Origin of the sequence: Pseudomonas sp. JL3, from assembly GCF_031570575.1 — a bacterium.
Classification (GTDB): domain Bacteria; phylum Pseudomonadota; class Gammaproteobacteria; order Pseudomonadales; family Pseudomonadaceae; genus Aquipseudomonas; species Aquipseudomonas cucumis.
This window is the reverse complement of record NZ_JAKWJK010000006.1, coordinates 143,268-164,185: the sequence shown is the minus strand read 5'-3', so window position 1 is coordinate 164,185 and position 20,918 is coordinate 143,268. Positions and strand designations below refer to the sequence as shown.

The following is a 20,918-nucleotide window of genomic DNA, read 5'->3' as shown; positions in this document are numbered from 1 at the left end:
TGGAGTAATTAATGGCTGACGCACTCATTGGATCATCGGGTTTCGTGGGGAGCACCCTTCTGAACCAAACTCAATTTGAGTTTCATTATCGCTCGACGAACATTCAAGAGATTGATGGAAAATCATTTGATACCGTAGTGTGCGCAGCAGCGCCCGCTCAAAAATGGATTGCCAACAAAAATCCCGAAAAAGACCGGGAAATAATTGATGCGATTATTAGTCATTTAAAAACCATAAGCTGCAACAATTTTATTCTAATTAGTACCGTAGACGTTTTTAACTCACCTATTGGTGTAAATGAAGCCAGCCCTATAAATGAAAATGAGCTTCAAGCGTATGGTCTAAATCGACGAAGATTAGAAAAGTTTGTGGAGCAACATTTTGAGCGCCACTTGATAGTTCGTCTTCCAGGACTGGTTGGGCCCGGTCTTCGGAAAAACGTAATTTACGACTTTCAGCACAATAACAACACCCAAAGCATTGACAGCCAAGCAGTCTTTCAATTTTACCCTATGGTAAACCTCTGGGCAGATATAAACATTGCGAGAGAGGCAAACATTAGAATAATTCATTTAACAGCAGAGCCTATATCTGTTTCGGATGTATCAAAGTACGGATTTGGAAAAAATTTCGAAAACCAATGCTCGGCCGAGAGCGCAAGATATGATATGCAAACACAGTATGCAAATATTTATGGCGCATCGGGAAGTTACCTATATGGTGTGCGCGAAACCATTCAGGCCATAAGATCCTATAATCAATACCAGCAAGTTCTTTCCGGTAAAAAACCATGAGACTATCAATTTCGAATATAGCATGGTCCGTTGAAGAAGATTCTTCTATTGTCGAGCTCTTGCATAGCTATAATGTCAATGCTATCGATATAGCCCCTGGAAAATATTTCCCTGAGCCACTCAGCACGTCGGACATCGAAATTGCCACCGTTAGAAATTGGTGGCTGGAACAAGGAATCGAAATTACAGGTATGCAGGCTTTGTTATTTGGGACAACTGGATTGAATATGTTCGGTTCACCAAACTCACAGTCAGAGATGCTACGGCACTTAGATGCGATATGTCGGATAGGTGCAGGGCTAGGAGCTAAACGCCTTGTTTTCGGATCTCCGAAAAATCGTGATAGATCAGGGTTGAGTGATAAGGAAGCGTTGGATGCTGCAGGTGCCTTTTTCTACAGTCTTGGCGATATTGCCGCTCGCCACGGAGTACTGGTTTGCCTAGAGCCAAACCCTCCAATTTATAATTCGAATTTCATGACTACGAGCGCAGAAGCAGCCGAAGTAGTAAAGCACACGAATCACCAAGCAATAAAGATGCAACTGGATACTGGGGCAATCACGTTAAACAATGAGGACCCGACTATAATTATTAAGAATTTTGCACACTTAATCGGTCACATTCATATCAGCGAACCAAACCTAGTTCCTCTTGGCGACGGATCTACTGACCACGACTCGATACGATTAGCTTTGGACTCCTTCTTGCCCCAAACACTACTAACTATCGAAATGCTAGCCACGGTTAATGAGCCTCATATCGTATCAATTAAGCGTTCACTAGATGTCGCCGTTAACAAATACTGTAATAAACTAGCGGACCTGCAACGATGAAATGGCTAATTTTAATTATGGGCATACTTTCTAATGCATCCGCGAGTGTTCTCGTTAAGATGGCTATGATCCCCCCTAGAAAATTTCCATCTATTCAAACGCCGCTTGAGTCGCTGAGTAACTGGCCATTCTGGCTTGGCCTTGTATTATATGGAGCAGCCTTTCTACTTTATGCTGCAGCATTGACCAAGCTGCCCTTGAATGTAGCACACCCGGTTCTGACAGCAGGAGCTGTGGCAACTGTCGCGCTATTTTCAGTATTAATATTTCGTGAGAACTTTTACTGGACAACGGTGGCCGGTATTTTCTTAATAATTGCAGGTGTTGCGTTAATTACAGCGCGCGTAGCGTAAAGGGAAACAATATGCACTCATCAGATACAATTCCATTTGATCGCGACATATGGGAAATCCCAAACTTTAGCACCACTTTCTGGAATGGTCGCAAGCATAATTACTGCATAGTGATACCAGTAATAAATGAAGGAGAAAGAATAAGGAATCTTCTTTCCCGCATGTCCGACTTGAACATTGAACAGCAAGCGGATATTTTGATTGTGGATGGGGGCAGTACAGATGGCTCCTTGATTCATGATGAACTTGTAAAACTAGGTGTCAACGGCTTAATTGTAAAAACCGGCCCAGGAAAATTAAGCTCGCAACTTCGATGCGCATATGCCTTCGCTTTAGATGAAGGTTACGATGGCATTATTACAATTGATGGTAACGACAAAGACGATCCGGAGGCAATTCCTCGATTCATAGAGGCTTTGTCTGCCGGAGTGGATTTCGTACAAGCTTCGAGATTTGTCGCGGGAGGAGTTGCAGAAAACACTCCAAAATCACGCGATTTAGCCATTAGATTTATTCATGCCCCCCTACTAAGCATTAGTTCTGGCTTTAAATGGACCGACACGACTCAAGGATTTAGAGCATATAGTCGAAAAATGTTGATAGATCCGGAAATTTCAATATTCCGCGACATTTTTGGCACCTATGAGCTTTTGGCATACTTATCCTATCGCGCCCCAAGGCTGGGTTATCGCTGCATAGAAATAGCAACTAATCGACGTTATCCAAAAGGTGAAGTACCAACAAAAATTAGCAGTATCAAAGGCAATCTTTCGGTACTAGAAGTTCTTTTTCGGGCATGTGCCGGCCGCTACAATCCAGCAAAGAAACAATAAAATGATCTCTATTCCATCACCAAAGTTTTATTTTTTAGACAAAGTAACAGTCGCTATTGTGTCCATCTGCGCGGCTATATTCTTCACATTAGCGTCTTTGAACTTAACTTTAGCACCATCATATTTTAGCTTTATTGTGGGCAATATCACCTGGGATGCAAACTCCAAACTGCAAGACCTAATAGCTGCCCCTGTGTTTATATTTACATTATTATTTAGTCTTTGGTTTTTCAAAACAAAATTAATGGCCATCAAGACAAATAATTCTGAAGATGAAGCTAACTCTTTTGTCAAACAGCTATTAACTTGGTCGATTCCTGCAGCAATGACGTTTGGTTCAAGCCTGATAGGGCTCCCATTCGACATTAAACTTTTTTATCTATCCATACTCGGCATCATCTATTTTTTGCTCATCAGCCTAACATTTACCAAGTCAAATACTAAATTAACCTCGAATACAGCCAGTATAGCCCTATTCAGCATTATTCTTATCTCTCTAGCCCCACTTGAACTAGCACTTATTTTAGGTCGCCTACCAGCCAGCATTGGCTACACGTTAGACATAAAGTCAACACTAAAAACAGCTTATCTATTATTGACCCTTGGGGTAATAGCGCTGTTATTTACGGCCATTTATCGGCCACATTATTTAGAAAAACTAACCCCCTTAGCTTTGTTTTTTGGACAAACTACTCTATCTACACTTTTTCTATGCTTTTACCCGGCAAGACTAATAACTCCCACTGGCGTAATCACGAAATACTCAACAACTCCTTTGCTTAAGGTAGTGCTTATCCTTTTGGTAGCGCTCTGCGTAGTGGATATTATTCGACGACATATAAATTATCAAAAAAACAAAAGAAATGGAATTACTAGCTTAATATCCCCCCTAGCAATATTTGCACTTCTTATCGCATTTAAAGCAGGAGTTACAGCTCAGCCACTGGTCAGTCCTGATGACTATCATTTTGGTGAGCATCTGTTGGGTTGGTGGCAATATCTTAAAGGCGCTGTTCCGTATGTTGACTATATGCCAGCACATGGGATCATCGGAGATGACCTCCCAGGCCTCTTGGCTTACATATTTTATGAGGGAACTGCTGCAAATATTGCTGAAGCGGCCCGTTTTGCAACACTATTACTGAGCCTCGCAGCTTTTTTAGCACTTTATAAATTCAGTCAAAGTTACTTACTGGCGTTTATTGCAACACTTCTTCTTGGTGGTTTTTCTCAATCGACTAATTTGAGCTGGTTATTCCTCGTCCCATTCTTATGTCTATGGCTCGATAATAGTCTTATCGAAAAACACGCAAAATGGTTATCTATTTGGCTATTAACCGCGCCTATAGCAATATTGGGTGTACCCCCACAAGGATTGTTAATCACTATTGCTTCAGCGCCAATAGGTTTATACGTCCTATGGAAGTACTGGAAAAGCGATAAGTTTACCGTTGGACGAGGTTATGTAGCCCTTGTTCTTGGAGTCATTGTTCTTTTTTCGGCTACTAGCCCGTTTCTTTCGATGCTTTTCAATGCAGTCAGATATGTCTTAGAAAATGGTCCCATTAACCAAGTTGCTTATGGAGTACCTTGGAGTCTAAGTTGGAATGGCGGTCCGCGCTCAGGATTTATTTTTGAAACAGTCCGAATGTCTTGGGTCTTTGTTCCAGTAATTGCCTTAATCACTATATACAATCATCGTCACGATCTAAAAAGCAACCCAAATTTAATTTTGCCTGCCGTAGTAGTCGTGGCACTATCTCTACTATTGATTCCATATTCAATGGGAAGAATTGATCCAAGCGCCGGATCTCGGCCAGCGACATCAGGCATATTAGGTTGGACCATCCTGGTTCCCCTGGCGATATGGAATTTGACTGAGGCTCGGATAAAAGCCGGATGGATTATTTTTGGAGCAGCCCTAAGCTCCACTGTAAACGTCTTCCCTCCTTCACTAAACTCCTTCGTACACAGCTTTTCATCTCACATCCCTGTTGGATATCTCTTTGATGGCGAGAGAAATGGCTTCTCCAATATAGGTACCGGCTCCATCCAAATAGAAAACATTAATCGCCTAAGACGTCTAAAGGCGCTGTTCGATGCTAAACTATCACCAAATGAGTCATATTTAGATCTTACCTCTCGCAACGCACAATACTTTTATCTCAACAGGCCTCCGCTGCTATCGGTAACGGCCGTATATAACATGGTGCCTCTGGAACAACAACGCAGAGCAATAGAAACTCTGATTAAGGCTAAGCCTCGTATGGCCTTATTGGAAGGTGCTAATATCATTCACGACGGAGGAGGCCTTGCTCTTCGCACACCATTGCTCTATCACTACATAGTTGAAAATTATGTAGCCAATTTAGAGGATGGTTTTATAGTCGGCTACTTAAAATCCGAATCAAACTCGATAAGCAATGTCGTTCAAATCCCAACGATTACCACTCCAGACTCCACCCCTTTGATCTCGAAAAGCTCGAGCAAATTCAACATAACTATCGACCCGGATTTTTCGAACATACTCAATATTGGTCAGGCAATAAAATTGTCGAACGATCGATACACAATTACCAACATAGATAAAAATCTAATCACACTTTCTTCAGACATAAAACCCACGAAACTTAAGCTCGCCGAGCAAACATATATTGAGACTGAGTTAACCGGAGAATCCATTAACAAGTATAGATCAACACTAATGCAAAAATCTTTTGGCAGTAATGACTTCAAAAAGATCCCGATTGCGTGGGGACGATCACTTAAGTCTCTCGAATCAAAGCTTGACCTATTATCAGATCTTTCCTCCATCCCATTTTCTACGATAGACCTTTCTGTACAGGGGGAGTCGTTAAGAATCTCGGGACCTGACCCTCAACTTATCTATGATGTTTCCAGTTTGGCCTTGTCTGGGAAGACCTCTGGTGTGCTGCGCTTCGACTTTTCCTGCGAGGATGAACAGCAAGAACCACGTATTCAACTATTTTGGTGGGGTGACACATACGACGGCCCAAACGAAACGTTGAGCGTAAAATTTAATGCCGAGGACGGAAGTGTAGTCGTACCGCTAGAGGCTTTACCTTTATGGTTAACAATGAAAAAAATAACAGGGCTTAGAATTGATCTTGATAATCCTGCTGCGTGCACAAGCGTTAAGCTTAAACACCTTGCACTATATAAGAACAACACTCTTCCATAACAATTATAAAAACGCTTATCCAAACAGATAGGCGCTCCGCACAAGGTGCTTTATTGTAGTTTTATTGCGATAAAGCACCCTAGCACGGCCCGAACACTTCAGTGAACTCAAAAATAGATGGCTACCATCATGACTATCGTGCACCGTGCTTAACGCGAGAAAACCACATGCGTCATTTAGAATGATCGAACTACACCGGGGATTGAGGGAAAAGATCATGAAAATTCCTATGCCGTTGCGCCGTCCGCTAGGTAATACCGAACATGTCCTGGATAGAGATTCCCAATCAATACCTCGTCAATCCTAGGCATTATGCGTGAATCAATTCCGTTCGCATCGAACTCGTACACCATTACGACTTGGCTTGTATGGTTGATACCGTTGTGGTCGGACTGTACAAGCGCGAGCAGCAGATGGCCGATATGATCTGGCTGTATTACGGAGTTAAGTGGCCGGTGGTACGAGTCAACAAGCAAGCACTGGGGTGAGCGAAGGAAAGGCGCGGGAACTGATTAAAGCAGGTATTGCCTGGATTGACTGCGTGCTGGAGGCCACTGCAGAGCAGGATTCATACTGATCGGCAGCTACATTGGTAGTGACCATCGTCAGCATCCGATTTGACCAATACACGCCGAATAGGCTACCAGCAGAGAACGTTCAGAAATGGATATCCGTAAAGCTGTTCTGGTGTCAGCATCCCACGAATCATAGAATTCGCTTATGTAACACAAGAGCCAGCTAACTAATTCTTACTCCTGCAAAACCAATAAAAATACAGATATACTGGAAAAGGATATATCGACTAGTCTTGGAGAATTTTGTGGGATCAATTAGATTTTTTCAGAATTTTATTTGTGCGTTTGCGGGGTTAACTATAGCCTATTGGCTCTGTGTTTTGATCGGGGTAAACCAGAACATCGGATTGATAGCTACACTTATGGCTGCGATTGTCTTTTGGTTGATTTCATCCAGGCTTCTAAAAAATCAAGAAATAAAATACAATAAAGAGTTTTTTATTTTACTTGGCGTGTCCATTTTTCTTGCGTTGTTCACAGCTTTTCTTTACGCATTCAATCCAGATGACAGTACTTTTTTTCATCGAATAGCGTTTTTGAGGTTAAGTGGTGATATTTTTTTTCCGGACTACGATACTAGAATAGCATTTGATCAAGTCGCGCCAATCAGCGCTGCTCATCTAATGACATCTTGGGAATATTTCCTCTCCAACTTTGGCAATTTTTTTGGATCAGAGATCGTTGGATATCAAATCGGCGGAACATTCGTTTCAATAATGCTCTATGTTTTTTCAGTAAACTACGCAGTTGCACATTTCTTTCCAACGACAAATGCGTCAACTAGAGTCCTTGCCGCCGTCTCTGTGATTTTATTTTTATTTTTTGACGCAGATCAGAATAGGCGCATAGGGGCTTGGCTTTTTCTTGGTGGGTGGACTGGGAAATGTTTCCTATCCGCAGCTCTAATTACACTATTCCCAGCATTTGATCGAGCTTACGAAACTAATCGACCAAGAGATTGGTTTTTTTTGTTTTGCGCAGTAGTTTTTTTCTTAGGATTGACGGGCTCCTCACTTTTTATACTACCAGTCGCAATAGCTGCATTAATTCTTACTGAGTTTATAGTCCGCAAGGGTGCTCCACCTAGATTAATGTCTTTTTTGCTAGCCGTGGTGCCAGTAGTAGTGGGCGGGGTTTTTATATATAAATTCGGAGGCCTGAAGGACGATAGTTATTGGAGAGGGTTTGAAACGATGCCTTTTTCAGACTATGTAAGATTAAGCCTTTCCAGCAGGAGTCTTTTCATATATCTCGCATTAATCCCAATCCTGCTATGTAAAAATCTAGAGATAAACAGGACGGCCCTGATTAAGTTCTCAGTGTATCAACTTGTACTTTGTATAGTTCTTCTTAATCCATTACTACTTCCAGTCTTCCATAAATTTGTTCCTTCTGATGGTTTCTGGAGAATTTATTATCTTTTTCAATACCCTACTATAATAGCAATGCTTGGTATGATTGTTATAAATTTTATCAAAACACACTCATACAAAAGGGCTTTACTTCCTAGTTTTTTTCTTATCTTGATTATTGCTGCCGGTTCAAGCGTATTTTCACTTCAAAAGCAGTGGGGCTACCCTCATCACTTCAAAGGGCTATTCGTAGAGAAACTTCCTGAAATAGAGCTTATGTCGGTAAGGAAAGCGTCGGAAAACTGCCGGCACTTAAAAGAGTCCGCAACACTTTTAGCTCCAGAACAGTGGGAGGTAACTGCCCAAATGCTCGAACCGTCACTGAGAAGTGTCGCCGCACGTCACATGCATCATAACTTCTTAAACACTGATACTGTTCAAATAAAGGTGCCGGAGGATGTAAGGCTGCGCGCAAGAAATTTTGCAGCAGGTCTACATGATGGCTCAGCTGAAGATTTTCGTTTCCTTATAACTAAAGGGATTGATATTATTGTGATTCGCTCACAAGTCGAAAACGGCGCAAGCCCAATGCTAAATAACTATAAAAAAGTACTTTCGGAGGAGAATTACGTAGTTTTCTGTCGTAATTGATGTCTCGTTAAAAAATAAAAACTATGTTTTTATGTATGTTTTGATGGGGGGGGGAGGGTTTATTTGTGTGATGCGGCCCGGGCGCTAAAAGAAAGTTGTCCATATGGAACAGCTCTGTTTTTATAGCACGGTGTTCAGCTGTTTCAGAGCGATAGAACAGAGAAAGCCCGACTAATGCGTTGGGTTTTCTCGTTTCTGATCCCGGACCGTTAAGATCAAAGCGAGTACTCTCACCGCTGCATTGTGGGCTTTTTATTAATGGAGAAACACCGATCTGCCGACTGCCAGCTCAAGAACCTGTTGCTCAGCAGCAATCCTAAAAACTAGACCAGCGCTTAACTTTTAACTCGACGAGACTCGCTCTGCAGCCCCTGCATCAAACTTTAACGCAAGCAGTATTAGAGGTACGAACGCCAGCAATACACCGATAAGCTCGCTCAATATCGAAGATCCAACAGCTAATGAGATTGGCAGCAGCCAAAATACATTTATTGCCATGACACCAAGCGTTACTCGCTTATGACTTGCGTAATATCTAGATGCGGATTGATAGGCATGACTACGATGCGCCTGATAAATTTTATCCCCCCTCACTAGTCTCCGGATCAACGTCAAAGTTGAGTCCACAATAAAAACACCTAACAGAATCAACCAACTCCATAACAGTTCGGAGTTAAGCCACGTTGACTCTAGAGCTATCGCCCCCAACACAATCCCCAGAAACCCACTCCCCGCATCCCCCATAAAAATCCGAGCCGGCGGAAAATTCCACCACAGAAACCCCGACACCGCCGCCGCCAGAATCAACGGAGCCCAGATCAGCTCAAGATTCCCGCTAAACCAGTAAACCAGACACATCCCCAGGCAAACACTGATCGCCTCAGCACTGGCCAAACCATCAATGCCGTCCATGAAGTTATAGAGGTTGAGCATCCAGACCAGATAGACCAACGCCAGGATATTACCGAACCACCCCAAATCAACGGTGATGCCGAACAACTCAATGGGCGGAAGCCCGTTCAACCAAAACAGCGCCCAAGCCGCAGCGATGAAATGCCCTAGCAACCGCCATCTGGCAGCGATATGTCCATGGTCATCGGCGAACCCGATAATCGCAACGAGCAATCCCGAACCAAACAAGCCATACAAGGCCGCCGTGCTCAGCAGATCAATGCCAGTAAGGACAGGAAGCGCCAGCAGAAAGGCGACAACTATGGCCACCCCTCCCCCACGCGGCGTCGGGACCGAATGAGAGCTGCGCTCGTTAGGTATGTCCATCAAACTCTTCGCCAAGGCGTAACGACGCAAGACGAGCGTCAATACCCAGGAAACAGCGAATACTGCGAAAAGCAGCCACCAAACAGTCATTTCGTTTGCTTTTCCAGATAATGGCCAGCGGTTTGTCTCATGGCTTTGTCCATGTTGACGGGTGGCGTCCACCCTAATAATTCGCGATTTTTGCTGATATCGACTTGCAGCGAGCCGCATATGCGTTGAGCAACGGCTTGCTTGCCCAGTGTCGAGGCTGCCAGTTTCAATAGCCCCTCAGGCAGAGGCAAAAGTCGGGCAGGCTTACCCAACGCCTTGGATAGACGACGCAGTAGTTGAGTTGTGGATAGGTCTTCACCGTCGCTCACCAGAAAAGTCTGATTGGCGGCGGCGGGATGATCAATGCAAGTAGCTATGAGGCTCACCAAGTTTCCGATTGCTACCAAGCTACGCTGATTCCGAATCGAGCCAAATGGCAAAGGAATACCTTTATTAAGCCAGCTCAGCATACTCAGAAAGTTGGCTTTCACTCTAGGACCATAGACCAGTGGCGGACGGATGATCACCACTTCCATTCCGGTGTCGTGACTGAGTTGCTTCAGAGCTTCTTCGGCTTCGTACTTGGACACACCGTAAGGATCTTGCGGATTCGGATGATCATCAGCTTTGAATGGTTTACCCGGGAGAGTGCTTTCGCCATTCACCTTGATCGAGCTGATGAAAATAAAGCGTTTTACTCCCGACGCAGCAGCGCACTGAGCCAGCTTGAGCGTCCCTTCCACATTCACCTTGCGAAACTCAGCCAATGCGTCCACAGCGGTTTCATTCATGACATGCACTCGGGCAGCGGCATGAATGACTACCTGGACATCGTCGAGTGCAGGCAAGACCTTGTCATGGGTGAGATCGAATGGCACCACAGGACACAACCCATGTAACCGCGTAGCGCCGCGAGCAGCTGCGATCGGGCTGAACTTCTTGTCCACCAACAGCCTGAAAACCAACGCCTCTCCAACGAAACCGCTAGCCCCCGTCACTAATACCTTCGGGGTGGTCATTTGGCCTTCTTCCCTATCAACGCGGTCGCCCAGCAAATACAAAAGAAAAACACTTTATCCCGCACTCGTCGTCTGCAACGCCAGGCACTGAAAGAAAGCTTCATGAGTTGTCTGCGGCGCAGTTTCAGCCATGTTTGCACGAAAGGATCGGCGCCCTGCCCCACCAGCAGCGCAATCAATCGAACCTGATTGAACCACCAACCGTCATGAATGGTTTTGTAGCGGGCAATCAACGGGCTCAAGCCCTTGTTGGCACCTACCTGGTTACGCTCATGCTGGCGATAGTCCATGGACGGCTGAGGGTCGATATACCAGCGATAACCATGGCTACGAGCAAAGGCGTAGCAATACCAGTCATGCAAACTGACATCTTGCAGTTGCTGCCAATTAACGAGCATCGAAGCCTTTAGTGAATCCACAAGACTTCTGCTCATCACGTAGGTACAGCCGGGACCCGCCGCTTCGAACAGGAAATCCCATGCGACCTGAGGCTGCGCCTTGTCCAGCACATGAGTGCTGCCGTCTGGCCAGAAGGCCGTGATATTACTGGAATAGGCATCTACGCGACGAGCCTGGATGGCTTGGGTCGCACGCTGGAGTTTATTCGAATGCCACACATCATCCTGGTCGGCAAAGGCGACAAAGTCGTAGCCTTCGAAGTCTACATCGCGGATGAGGCGGAAAAAGTTGCGGGAAGCACCGCCAAAACTGCCGGCAGCCGGCAAGACTAAAACCTCGGGGTGCTTAGTGGCATAAGCCGCACACCAAGCCTCGGTACCGTCAGTGGAAGGATCGATACTGATATAAACGGTTACGTCGACAGCTGACTGGTCGAGGATCGAGGCCAACTGCTCCTCGATCCACTGCATGCCATTGTAGGCAGCCAGCAAAACCGCAACCTTGGGATGTTTTACTGGCATGCCATTCCTGCCTGGACTGAATAAACGCTACTGTTCGAAAGGATTGAGCCTTCGAATCAGTGGGAAGGCGAGTCCAGGAGTTTCTGCAGGTACTGACCGTAGCCCGTTTTCTTCAGGGCATCGGCCTGAGTCCCCAACTGCTCGGCAGTAATCCAGCCATTGTGGTAAGCAATCTCTTCCAGGCACGCCACCTTCAGGCCTTGGCGCTGCTCGATGGTATGCACGAAGTGACTGGCTTCCAGCAGCGAATCATGGGTACCGGTATCCAGCCAGGCAAAACCACGACCGAGCATTTCCACGTTGAGGGTCTTCTGCTCGAGGTATGCACGGTTAACATCAGTGATTTCCAGCTCACCACGTGGGGATGGCTTAATGCTCTTGGCGATTTCCACGACTTGGTTGTCGTAGAAGTACAGACCAGTCACCGCGTAGCTGGATTTTGGTTTCAGCGGCTTTTCTTCGATACTCAAGGCACGACCGGCAGCGTCGAACTCGACAACACCGAAACGCTCCGGATCGGATACGTGGTAACCAAATACAGTCGCGCCATGCTCTTGAGTGCTGGCGGAACGCAGGTTTTCCGAGAAGTGCTGACCGTAGAAGATGTTGTCGCCCAGGATCAGGCAGCAAGGGTCTTTGCCGATGAATTCTTCGCCGATGATGAAGGCTTGTGCCAGGCCGTCCGGGCTAGGCTGCTCGGCGTAGGTCAACTTGATGCCGTACAGGCTGCCGTCACCCAGCAGTTTTTGAAAACTTGGCAGGTCTTCAGGGGTGGAGATAATCAGGATTTCGCGCATACCGGCGAGCATCAGCACCGACAGCGGATAGAAGATCATCGGCTTGTCGTAGATCGGCAGCATCTGCTTGGACACGCCGAGGGTCAACGGGTGCAGACGAGTGCCCGAGCCGCCAGCGAGGATAATGCCTTTACGATTTGTCATGGTCATTTGTTCAGAACTTCCGTCAGCATTCGGGTGACACCACTTTGCCAATCCGGCAAGTGTAGAGAAAAATTGTCGCGCAGCTTCTGAGTGTTCAACCGTGAGTTCAGAGGGCGGCGCGCCGGTGTTGGGTAGGCGGTTGTGTCTATCGGATTGACCGACGTAACGGCGAGCTCTTCACCGTTGGCCTTGGCAAAACCGATCACATGGCTGGCATAGCCGTGCCAGGACACTTCGCCGGCGGCCGACAGGTGATACAGGCCCGCCAATTCAGGACGCTGCAAGACTTGCTGAATGGCCAATGCCGTCACGTCGGCAATCAAATCTGCACCGGTCGGGGCACCGATCTGGTCAGCGATGACGCTCAGGGTTTCGCGGTCCTTGGCCAGACGCAGCATGGTCTTGGCAAAATTGTTGCCGCGCGCGCCGTAGACCCAGCTGGTGCGGAAGATCAGGTGCTTGCAGCCCGAGGCCGTAATCGCTTGCTCGCCGGCCAGTTTGCTGGCGCCGTAGTGATTCACCGGGGCGACAGCATCGGTCTCTTGCCATGGCGTCCGGCCTTCACCGCTGAACACGTAATCGGTCGAATAGTGAATCAACCAGGCGCCCAGGGATGCAGCTTCTTCAGCCATGACCTGACTGGCTTGACCGTTCACACGGTCGGCCAGCTCGGTTTCGGATTCAGCTTTATCAACGGCGGTGTACGCCGCTGCGTTGACGATGACGTTTGGCTTGACCTGACGAATCGTCGCGCGCAGTGCATCGAGATCAGCCAGGTCGCCGCTCAAGCCATCGACCGGGTGACGGTCCAGGGCGATCAACTCTCCAAGTGGCGCAAGGGAACGTTGCAGCTCCCAGCCCACCTGGCCATTTTTTCCCAGCAGGAGGATTTTCATGCCTTGTCCGAACGATCCGTGTAGTTCTGGTCGATCCATTGCTGGTAGCTGCCGCTCTTCACGTGAGCTACCCACTCAGTGTTGTTGAGGTACCACTCGACGGTCTTGCGGATACCGGTTTCAAAAGTTTCTTCCGGCGTCCAACCCAGCTCACGCTGGATTTTGCTGGCGTCGATCGCGTAGCGCTGGTCGTGACCCGGGCGATCCTGAACGTAGGTGATCAGGCTGGCATGTGGGCGATGAGCGGAGTCCGGACGCAGTTCGTCGAGCAGTGCGCACAGGGTATGCACCACTTCGATGTTTTGCTTCTCGTTATGGCCGCCGATGTTGTAGGTCTCGCCGATCACGCCTTCGGTCACGACTTTGTAGAGCGCGCGGGCGTGGTCTTCGACGTAGAGCCAGTCACGGACCTGGTTGCCTTTGCCATAGACCGGCAGCGGCTTGCCTTCCAGTGCGTTGAGAATGATCAGCGGGATCAACTTCTCAGGGAAGTGGCAAGGACCGTAGTTGTTCGAGCAGTTGGTCACCAGAGTCGGCAGGCCATAGGTACGGCTCCAGGCGCGAACCAGGTGATCGGAACTGGCTTTGCTGGCCGAGTACGGCGAGCTTGGCTGGTACGGCGTGGTTTCGGTGAAGAGGTCTTCCGGACCTTCGAGGTCTCCGTAGACTTCGTCGGTGGAAATATGATGGAAGCGGAAGTTGGCTTTACGCGCGTCATCCAGTGCCGCCCAATAATGGCGTGCAGCTTCGAGCAAGGTGTAAGTGCCGATGATGTTGGTCTGGATGAATTCAGACGGGCCGGAAATCGAGCGGTCAACATGGGACTCTGCGGCCAGGTGCATGATGGCATCTGGTTGGTGTTCACGCAGGACACGGTCCACTTGGTCACGGTCGCAGATGTCAACGCGCTCGAACACGTAACGCGAGTTATGGCTGACTTCGGCCAGCGACTCAAGGTTACCGGCATAAGTCAGTTTATCGACGTTAACGACAGAGTCGTTAGTGTTGGAGATGATATGACGAATGACTGCCGAGCCGATGAACCCGGCGCCGCCGGTAACTAGAATTTTCACGCGAAACCATACCCTTTAGTTGCTGACAGGGCCGCTAACCGCGCACTGTCTAATCCATGAATGCAAAAGCCGTCAAGTCAGCTGAGGCTTCTGACAGAGTCAGTCTGAACCGATTCGGGAATGCCTTATCGATCAAGCGCGCCATTTTACAGCTTAATGAAGGTTTTACTAATGGATATGGACAAGCTGCGACGCAAATTAGACGCGTACAACGGGTTTGTCGCAGTCAGACAAGGCGCTTGCGCGAGGCTCTGGACGTACGTCCCAGAAACCAGCCGAGAATGGGGCCGATTACCATGCCAATCAGCAGCGCAATCACCATGATCAGCGACACAGGCAATTGTGGACCTGCCCAGCCCAGAAATAGCAGCGACACGCTTTGCTGGTTCTCAAGAACGAACGCCAGGATCGCCAGAACGAGCAACAGGACAAATACAGCGAGAAGTACGCGCTTGAGGTTACGCATCAGCGGTTCCTTGAAATGCAGCAGCTGTCAAAGCCCCTCCTCCTCTTCCTCGTTCACGCGATCGCGCAGTTCTTTGCCTGGCTTGAAATGCGGAACGAACTTGCCGTCGAGGCTGACGGACTGACCGGTTTTCGGATTGCGGCCTACGCGCGGTGCGCGATAGTGCAGGGAGAAGCTGCCAAACCCACGGATCTCGATTCGATCACCGGTGGCCAGACATTGGGACATTTGCTCAAGCATGGTCTTGATGGCCAGTTCTACATCCTTGGATGAGAGCAGCCCTTGATGGGTGACAATTCGTTCGATCAACTCCGACTTCGTCATATTTTTCCCTTCTTTTTCAAGCAGCTAGGAAAAGCGCTTCAAAGGTTTTAGCATGCCCGGAGAAATTTGAACAGCCCGAGCTTTGACATATCTTTCCCTGCAATGAGGCACCCGATTTCAGAACATCGGAACATAGCTCTAACCCGGCATTCATCTACAGATAACCAGCATGGTGCGCGTCAGATAACCCGCGGGATTGAAGCCAAAAGGGAATTCATCTTCCTCCTTCGCGTCATCGGACCTTACGACGACTTTATAGCCTGCGCCCTTGCATTCCCTGGCAGCTCGCTTGTGGCACCTCTCCCATCCAGAACCTAACCCGGAACAATCGATCTCTATGCCACTGACTCCGCGTACCGCATGAGTCTTGGCGCTAGTGGTACAACCCGCCAATGTCAGTACTGCTATCACGACAATGAGCTTGTTCATTCGCTTCCTTATGCCAGGCGCATTGCCCAGCGGTCGTTCACTTCAGACTAAGCCTAGCCTTGAATAGACGATTGACCTGTATGAAGTTACAGACAGCTTATGTAGATCATTGGTTTCACGAAAGAAATAATGCGGCGTCAGCACGTTTGGGATTCACCAAATCGCAGGCACAAAAAAGGGCGACCGAAGTCGCCCTTTTTTTATGGTCTGACAGAACTTAGTTCTGCTTTTCCATTTGTGCACGCAACAGGTCGCCCAGAGTGGTAGGACCAGCAGCGATGCTATCCGAAGGCTTGTCTTTCAAGCTTTGGATGGCTTCTTTCTCGTCTTCAACGTCTTTCGACTTGATCGAGAGCTGGATTACGCGGCTCTTGCGGTCAACGCTGATGATCTTGGCTTCTACTTCTTCGCCTTCTTTCAGAACGTTGCGCGCGTCTTCAACGCGGTCACGGCTGATTTCGGAGGCTTTCAGAGTCGCTTCGATATCGTCGGCCAGAGTGATGATGGCGCCTTTAGCGTCAACTTCTTTCACGATGCCTTTAACGATGGCGCCTTTGTCGTTCTCTTGAACGTACTCGGAGAACGGATCGCTTTCCAGTTGCTTGATACCCAGGGAGATGCGCTCGCGCTCTGGGTCAACCGACAGGATAACGGTGTCCAGCTCGTCGCCCTTCTTGAAGCGGCGAACGGCTTCTTCGCCCACTTCGTTCCAGGAGATGTCGGACAGGTGAACCAGACCGTCGATGCCGCCGTCCAGACCAATGAAGATACCGAAATCGGTGATCGACTTGATGGTGCCGGAGATTTTATCGCCCTTGTTGAACTGGCCAGAGAAATCTTCCCATGGGTTAGATTTGCACTGCTTGATGCCGAGGGAGATACGACGACGCTCTTCGTCGATGTCCAGAACCATAACTTCCACTTCGTCGCCGACTTGTACGACTTTCGAAGGGTGGATGTTCTTGTTGGTCCAGTCCATTTCGGAAACGTGTACCAGGCCTTCAACGCCTTCTTCCAGCTCAGCGAAGCAGCCGTAGTCGGTCAGGTTGGTTACACGAGCGGTAACGCGAGTGCTTTCTGGGTAACGGGCTTTGATAGCAACCCATGGATCTTCGCCCAGTTGCTTGAGGCCCAGGGAAACACGATTGCGTTCGCGATCGTACTTCAGAACCTTGACATCGATCTCGTCGCCAACGTTGACGATTTCGGAAGGATGCTTGATACGCTTCCAAGCCATGTCGGTAATGTGCAGCAGGCCATCGACGCCACCCAGATCGACGAATGCGCCGTAATCGGTGAGATTCTTGACGATACCTTTGACTTGTTGGCCTTCCTGCAGGGATTCCAGCAGAGCTTCACGCTCGGCGGAGTTCTCGGCTTCGAGGACGCTGCGACGGGAAACGACAACGTTGTTGCGTTTCTGGTCGAGTTTGATGACCTTGAATTCCAGCTCTTTGCCTTCCAGGTGCGTGGTGTCGCGCACTGGACGGACGTCAACCAGAGAACCTGGCAGGAACGCACGGATGCCGTTAACGTCGACAGTGAAGCCGCCTTTAACCTTACCGTTGATAACGCCCTTGACCACTTCTTCGGCTGCGAAGGCTGCTTCCAGAACAATCCAGCATTCAGCGCGCTTGGCTTTTTCACGGGACAGCTTGGTTTCACCAAAGCCGTCTTCAACCGAGTCCAGAGCAACGTGAACTTCGTCACCGACGTTGATAGTCAGTTCGCCAGCATCGTTGTAGAACTGCTCAAGCGGGATGAGTGCTTCAGACTTCAGGCCAGCGTGAACGGTTACCCAGCGAGCTTGGTAATCGATATCAACGATAACACCGGTGATGATGGAGCCTGCCTGAAGGTTCAGGGTTTTTAGGCTTTCTTCAAAGAGTTCCGCAAAGCTTTCGCTCATTTTAATTCCTGTTGATAAGGGCGAAGAATACGCCCATCTCCACACCCCAGACGGTGTGGGTCAGTTTCATTTAAAAGAAGCCACCGCAGGACTATGACTGGTCCCCTGCGGCCTTCTTGGTCACCCGGCGATATCGCGAATGGCGATTTCACTCATGATGCGTTCCAGCACCTGATCGATGGATAATTCCGTGGAATCCAGCTGTATGGCGTCAGCCGCCGGTTTGAGCGGGGCTACCGCTCGCTGGATGTCACGCTCATCGCGTGCACGTATCTCATCTAGCAGACTCGACAGACTAACACCATCGACTTTGCCCTTCAACTGCAAGTATCGACGGCGCGCACGCTCCTCGGCACTGGCGGTCAGGAAAATCTTCAATGGTGCCTCGGGAAATACCACCGTGCCCATGTCGCGGCCATCGGCCACCAGACCCGGTGGTTCCTGAAAGGCCCGCTGGCGCTGAAGCAGCGCCTCACGAACGGCGGGCAACGCAGCGACCTGCGAGGCGCCCGAGCCGATACTTTCGGTGCGAATGATATCGCTGACTTCGTCGCCTTCCAGAATAATGCGCTGCAGCTGACCGTCGGTCGCGGCGATGAATTGCACATCCAGATGAGCGGCAAGCTTTTTGAGCAATTCCTCATTCGTCAGATCGACGCCATGGTTATACGCCGCGAACGCCAGCAATCGATACAGCGCACCAGAATCCAGCAAGTTCCAGCCCAGGCGCTTGGCCAGCATCCCGGCGACCGTGCCCTTGCCAGAGCCGCTTGGCCCATCGATGGTGATGACCGGCGCGATGATTTTCACGACTGAGCCTCTTGTGCAACACGGATACCGACCTGCGCGCACAGCGCGAGGAAGTTCGGGAACGAGGTCGCGACGTTGGCGCAATCATGGATGCGGATCGGTGCAGTGGCGCGCAGCGAAGCCACGCTGAAAGCCATGGCAATCCGGTGATCGCCGTGACCGTGCACTTCGCCGCCGCCGATCTGGCCGCCGTCGATGATGATGCCGTCCGGGGTTGGTTCGCACTTGACGCCCAGCGCCAGCAGACCATCCGCCATCACCTGGATCCGGTCCGACTCCTTCACCCGCAGCTCTTCGGCGCCGCGCAGCACGGTGCGCCCTTCGGCACAGGCAGCGGCCACGAACAGCACCGGGAACTCGTCGATAGCCAGTGGAACCAGCGCCTCAGGGATCTCGATACCTTTGAGTTTAGCTGCCCGTACGCGCAGATCCGCTACCGGTTCGCCGCCGACTTCACGCTGGTTTTCCAGGGTAATGTCAGCGCCCATCAGGCGCAGGATGTCGATCACGCCGGTACGGGTCGGGTTGATGCCGACGTGCTCAAGCACCAGCTCCGAACCTTCGGCAATCGACGCGGCCACCAGGAAGAACGCCGACGACGAGATATCGCCCGGCACTTCGATGTGGGTCGCGGTCAATTTGTGGCCGGACTCGACCGATGCGGTGGCGCCGTTGACGGTCACCGGATAGCCGAAGCCACGCAGCATACGTTCGGTGTGATCACGAGTCGGTGCCGGCTCGGTGACGGTGGTTTTGCCTTCGGCATACAGACCTGCCAGCAACAGGCAGGATTTAACCTGGGCGCTGGCCATCGGCATGGTGTAAGTCAGGCCCTTGAGCTTGTTGCCACCGCGAATGGTCATCGGTGGACGACCTTCAGGAGCCGTCTCGATCACGGCACCCATTTCACGCAGCGGATTGGCCACACGATTCATCGGACGCTTGGACAGAGAAGCGTCGCCGGTCAGGGTGCTATCGAAGCTCTGCGCAGCCAAAAGGCCAGACAGCAGACGCATCGAGGTACCGGAGTTGCCCAGATAGATCGGGCCCGGCGCAGGCTTCAGGCCATGCAGACCGACGCCGTGGATGGTCACGCGACCGTGGTGCGGACCTTCGATGACGACACCCATGTCGCGGAAAGCTTGCAGGGTCGCCAAGGCGTCTTCGCCCTCGAGGAAACCTTCCACTTCGGTGACGCCTTCAGCCAGGGAGCCGAGCATGATCGAACGGTGGGAAATCGATTTGTCGCCCGGTACACGAATCCGCCCAGTCAGGCGGCCACCAGGTTGTGCCAGGAAAATCAGATCGTTGGAATTCATAGCGTCCACATAGGCCCGGCGGGCCAGGATTTTACTGAAATGCTCGCGGGCAACCCGGGCGCGAGTGAACACGCCCAACAATTGGTGCCCATCCCCTGCATCGACCGCGTCGCGCAAAGCGTCGAGGTCGCTGCGAAATGTATCGAGTGTGCGCAGGACAGCTTCGCGGTTGGCGAGGAAGATGTCGTGCCACATGACCGGGTCGCTACCGGCGATTCTTGTGAAATCGCGGAAACCGCCCGCAGCGTAACGGAAGATCTCAAGATTTTCATTGCGTTTGGCCAACGAATCGACCAAACCGAACGCCAGCAAGTGCGGCAAATGGCTGGTCGCCGCCAACACTTCGTCGTGACGCTCGACCTGCATGTGCTCGACATCAGCGCCCAATTCGCGCCACAACCGATCGACCACCGCCAGCGCGGCCGGGTCGGTCTGATCCAGCGGCGTCAGAATCACTTTATGGCGACGGAACAGTTCGGCATTGGAGGCTTCCACCCCGCTCTGCTCGGAACCGGCAATCGGATGCCCCGGCACGAAACGCGCCGGCATGCCGCCAAACGCCTCGGTCGCCGCGCGCACCACATTGCCCTTGGCACTGCCGACGTCGGTCAGAATCGCTTGCCCCAGGTCCATGCCCGCCAACAGCGCGAGCAATTTCTCCATGGCCAGGATCGGCACCGCCAGCTGAATCACGTCAGCGCCCTGGCAAGCTGCCGCCAGGTCTTCTTCGCAGCGATCCACCACGCCCAACTCGACCGCCAGCTTGCGCGACTGCGGGTCGAGATCAACCCCGACCACTTCGCGGCACAGACCGCTTTCACGCAAGCCTTTGGCAAACGAACCGCCGATCAACCCCAGACCGACCACCACCAGGCGACCGATCATAGGTTGAGCAGATTGCAGTGCAGTGA

General features: G+C 50.0%; 18 protein-coding genes. 6 read left to right on the top strand and 12 right to left on the bottom strand.

Features of this window, described 5'->3' with window-relative positions; translation table 11 throughout:
• Positions 1-11: 11 nt before the first annotated feature.
• The 6 genes from MMG91_RS13485 (at position 12) to MMG91_RS13460 (ending at position 8,593) form a co-directional block, all read left to right on the top strand.
• Positions 12-794, top strand: a complete 783-nt coding sequence (locus MMG91_RS13485) for a pyridine nucleotide transhydrogenase (protein WP_310659876.1) — start codon at positions 12-14, stop codon at positions 792-794.
• Positions 791-1,627, top strand: coding sequence for a sugar phosphate isomerase/epimerase family protein (locus MMG91_RS13480; protein ID WP_310659875.1), 837 nt, complete (start codon positions 791-793; stop codon positions 1,625-1,627). Before MMG91_RS13485 ends, MMG91_RS13480 begins: the two co-directional genes overlap by 4 nt.
• Positions 1,624-1,980 (top strand): SMR family transporter, encoded by a 357-nt coding sequence (locus MMG91_RS13475; RefSeq protein WP_310659874.1) that lies wholly within the window; start codon positions 1,624-1,626, stop codon positions 1,978-1,980. The genes MMG91_RS13480 and MMG91_RS13475 overlap by 4 nt, the downstream gene beginning before the upstream one ends.
• A gap of 11 nt (positions 1,981-1,991) precedes the next feature.
• Complete coding sequence (locus MMG91_RS13470) at positions 1,992-2,813, top strand: glycosyltransferase family 2 protein (protein WP_310659873.1); 822 nt, start codon at positions 1,992-1,994, stop codon at positions 2,811-2,813.
• A 1-nt stretch (position 2,814) separates the two neighbouring features.
• Positions 2,815-6,015, top strand: a complete 3,201-nt coding sequence (locus tag MMG91_RS13465) for a hypothetical protein (protein ID WP_310659872.1) — start codon at positions 2,815-2,817, stop codon at positions 6,013-6,015.
• Positions 6,016-6,835: 820 nt separating this feature from the next.
• On the top strand, positions 6,836-8,593 hold the full coding sequence (locus MMG91_RS13460) for a DUF6077 domain-containing protein (protein WP_405046536.1): 1,758 nt from the start codon (positions 6,836-6,838) through the stop codon (positions 8,591-8,593).
• 342 nt (positions 8,594-8,935) lie between these two features.
• Here the strand turns inward: MMG91_RS13460 and MMG91_RS13455 are convergent, their stop codons facing one another.
• The 12 genes from MMG91_RS13455 to MMG91_RS13400 form a co-directional block, all read right to left on the bottom strand.
• The gene (locus MMG91_RS13455) at positions 8,936-9,961 is read right to left on the bottom strand and encodes a glycosyltransferase family 4 protein (protein WP_310659870.1); all 1,026 of its coding nucleotides are present in this window, start codon (positions 9,959-9,961) and stop codon (positions 8,936-8,938) included.
• Positions 9,958-10,920, bottom strand: a complete 963-nt coding sequence (locus tag MMG91_RS13450) for an SDR family oxidoreductase (RefSeq protein ID WP_310659869.1) — start codon at positions 10,918-10,920, stop codon at positions 9,958-9,960. The genes MMG91_RS13455 and MMG91_RS13450 overlap by 4 nt, the downstream gene beginning before the upstream one ends.
• Positions 10,917-11,840 (bottom strand): glycosyltransferase, encoded by a 924-nt coding sequence (locus MMG91_RS13445; protein WP_310659868.1) that lies wholly within the window; start codon positions 11,838-11,840, stop codon positions 10,917-10,919. The genes MMG91_RS13450 and MMG91_RS13445 overlap by 4 nt, the downstream gene beginning before the upstream one ends.
• A gap of 56 nt (positions 11,841-11,896) precedes the next feature.
• Positions 11,897-12,787: a glucose-1-phosphate thymidylyltransferase RfbA gene (rfbA, locus tag MMG91_RS13440; protein ID WP_310659867.1), complete on the bottom strand. Its 891-nt coding sequence runs from the start codon at positions 12,785-12,787 to the stop codon at positions 11,897-11,899.
• Positions 12,784-13,677 carry a dTDP-4-dehydrorhamnose reductase gene (gene rfbD, locus MMG91_RS13435; RefSeq protein ID WP_310659866.1) on the bottom strand — a complete coding sequence of 298 codons (894 nt, stop codon included), beginning with the start codon at positions 13,675-13,677 and terminating at the stop codon, positions 12,784-12,786. The genes rfbA and rfbD overlap by 4 nt, the downstream gene beginning before the upstream one ends.
• The gene (gene rfbB / locus MMG91_RS13430; protein WP_310659865.1) at positions 13,674-14,750 is read right to left on the bottom strand and encodes a dTDP-glucose 4,6-dehydratase; all 1,077 of its coding nucleotides are present in this window, start codon (positions 14,748-14,750) and stop codon (positions 13,674-13,676) included. The genes rfbD and rfbB overlap by 4 nt, the downstream gene beginning before the upstream one ends.
• Before the next feature lie 226 nt (positions 14,751-14,976).
• Positions 14,977-15,216, bottom strand: a complete 240-nt coding sequence (locus MMG91_RS13425; RefSeq protein ID WP_305425806.1) for a LapA family protein — start codon at positions 15,214-15,216, stop codon at positions 14,977-14,979.
• A 27-nt stretch (positions 15,217-15,243) separates the two neighbouring features.
• Positions 15,244-15,540, bottom strand: a complete 297-nt coding sequence (ihfB, locus tag MMG91_RS13420; protein WP_007899751.1) for an integration host factor subunit beta — start codon at positions 15,538-15,540, stop codon at positions 15,244-15,246.
• 150 nt (positions 15,541-15,690) lie between these two features.
• Positions 15,691-15,969 carry a hypothetical protein gene (locus tag MMG91_RS13415; RefSeq protein ID WP_237886278.1) on the bottom strand — a complete coding sequence of 93 codons (279 nt, stop codon included), beginning with the start codon at positions 15,967-15,969 and terminating at the stop codon, positions 15,691-15,693.
• A gap of 217 nt (positions 15,970-16,186) precedes the next feature.
• Complete coding sequence (gene rpsA / locus MMG91_RS13410; RefSeq protein WP_008005961.1) at positions 16,187-17,878, bottom strand: 30S ribosomal protein S1; 1,692 nt, start codon at positions 17,876-17,878, stop codon at positions 16,187-16,189.
• 120 nt (positions 17,879-17,998) lie between these two features.
• Positions 17,999-18,688 (bottom strand): (d)CMP kinase, encoded by a 690-nt coding sequence (gene cmk, locus MMG91_RS13405; RefSeq protein WP_310659864.1) that lies wholly within the window; start codon positions 18,686-18,688, stop codon positions 17,999-18,001.
• Complete coding sequence (locus MMG91_RS13400; protein ID WP_310659945.1) at positions 18,685-20,892, bottom strand: bifunctional prephenate dehydrogenase/3-phosphoshikimate 1-carboxyvinyltransferase; 2,208 nt, start codon at positions 20,890-20,892, stop codon at positions 18,685-18,687. Before MMG91_RS13400 ends, cmk begins: the two co-directional genes overlap by 4 nt.
• Positions 20,893-20,918 lie beyond the last annotated feature (26 nt).

Coding starts and splice junctions, on each gene's coding strand:
- MMG91_RS13400 (WP_310659945.1), bottom strand. CDS start 20,892: ATGATCGGTCGCCTGGTGGTGGTCGGTCTGGGGTTGATCGGCGGTTCG.
- MMG91_RS13455 (WP_310659870.1), bottom strand. CDS start 9,961: ATGACTGTTTGGTGGCTGCTTTTCGCAGTATTCGCTGTTTCCTGGGTA.
- MMG91_RS13425 (WP_305425806.1), bottom strand. CDS start 15,216: ATGCGTAACCTCAAGCGCGTACTTCTCGCTGTATTTGTCCTGTTGCTC.
- rpsA (WP_008005961.1), bottom strand. CDS start 17,878: ATGAGCGAAAGCTTTGCGGAACTCTTTGAAGAAAGCCTAAAAACCCTG.
- MMG91_RS13475 (WP_310659874.1), top strand. CDS start 1,624: ATGAAATGGCTAATTTTAATTATGGGCATACTTTCTAATGCATCCGCG.
- MMG91_RS13470 (WP_310659873.1), top strand. CDS start 1,992: ATGCACTCATCAGATACAATTCCATTTGATCGCGACATATGGGAAATC.
- rfbA (WP_310659867.1), bottom strand. CDS start 12,787: ATGACCATGACAAATCGTAAAGGCATTATCCTCGCTGGCGGCTCGGGC.
- MMG91_RS13445 (WP_310659868.1), bottom strand. CDS start 11,840: ATGCCAGTAAAACATCCCAAGGTTGCGGTTTTGCTGGCTGCCTACAAT.
- rfbD (WP_310659866.1), bottom strand. CDS start 13,677: ATGAAAATCCTCCTGCTGGGAAAAAATGGCCAGGTGGGCTGGGAGCTG.
- MMG91_RS13450 (WP_310659869.1), bottom strand. CDS start 10,920: ATGACCACCCCGAAGGTATTAGTGACGGGGGCTAGCGGTTTCGTTGGA.
- ihfB (WP_007899751.1), bottom strand. CDS start 15,540: ATGACGAAGTCGGAGTTGATCGAACGAATTGTCACCCATCAAGGGCTG.
- MMG91_RS13480 (WP_310659875.1), top strand. CDS start 791: ATGAGACTATCAATTTCGAATATAGCATGGTCCGTTGAAGAAGATTCT.
- MMG91_RS13465 (WP_310659872.1), top strand. CDS start 2,815: ATGATCTCTATTCCATCACCAAAGTTTTATTTTTTAGACAAAGTAACA.
- MMG91_RS13415 (WP_237886278.1), bottom strand. CDS start 15,969: ATGAACAAGCTCATTGTCGTGATAGCAGTACTGACATTGGCGGGTTGT.
- MMG91_RS13485 (WP_310659876.1), top strand. CDS start 12: ATGGCTGACGCACTCATTGGATCATCGGGTTTCGTGGGGAGCACCCTT.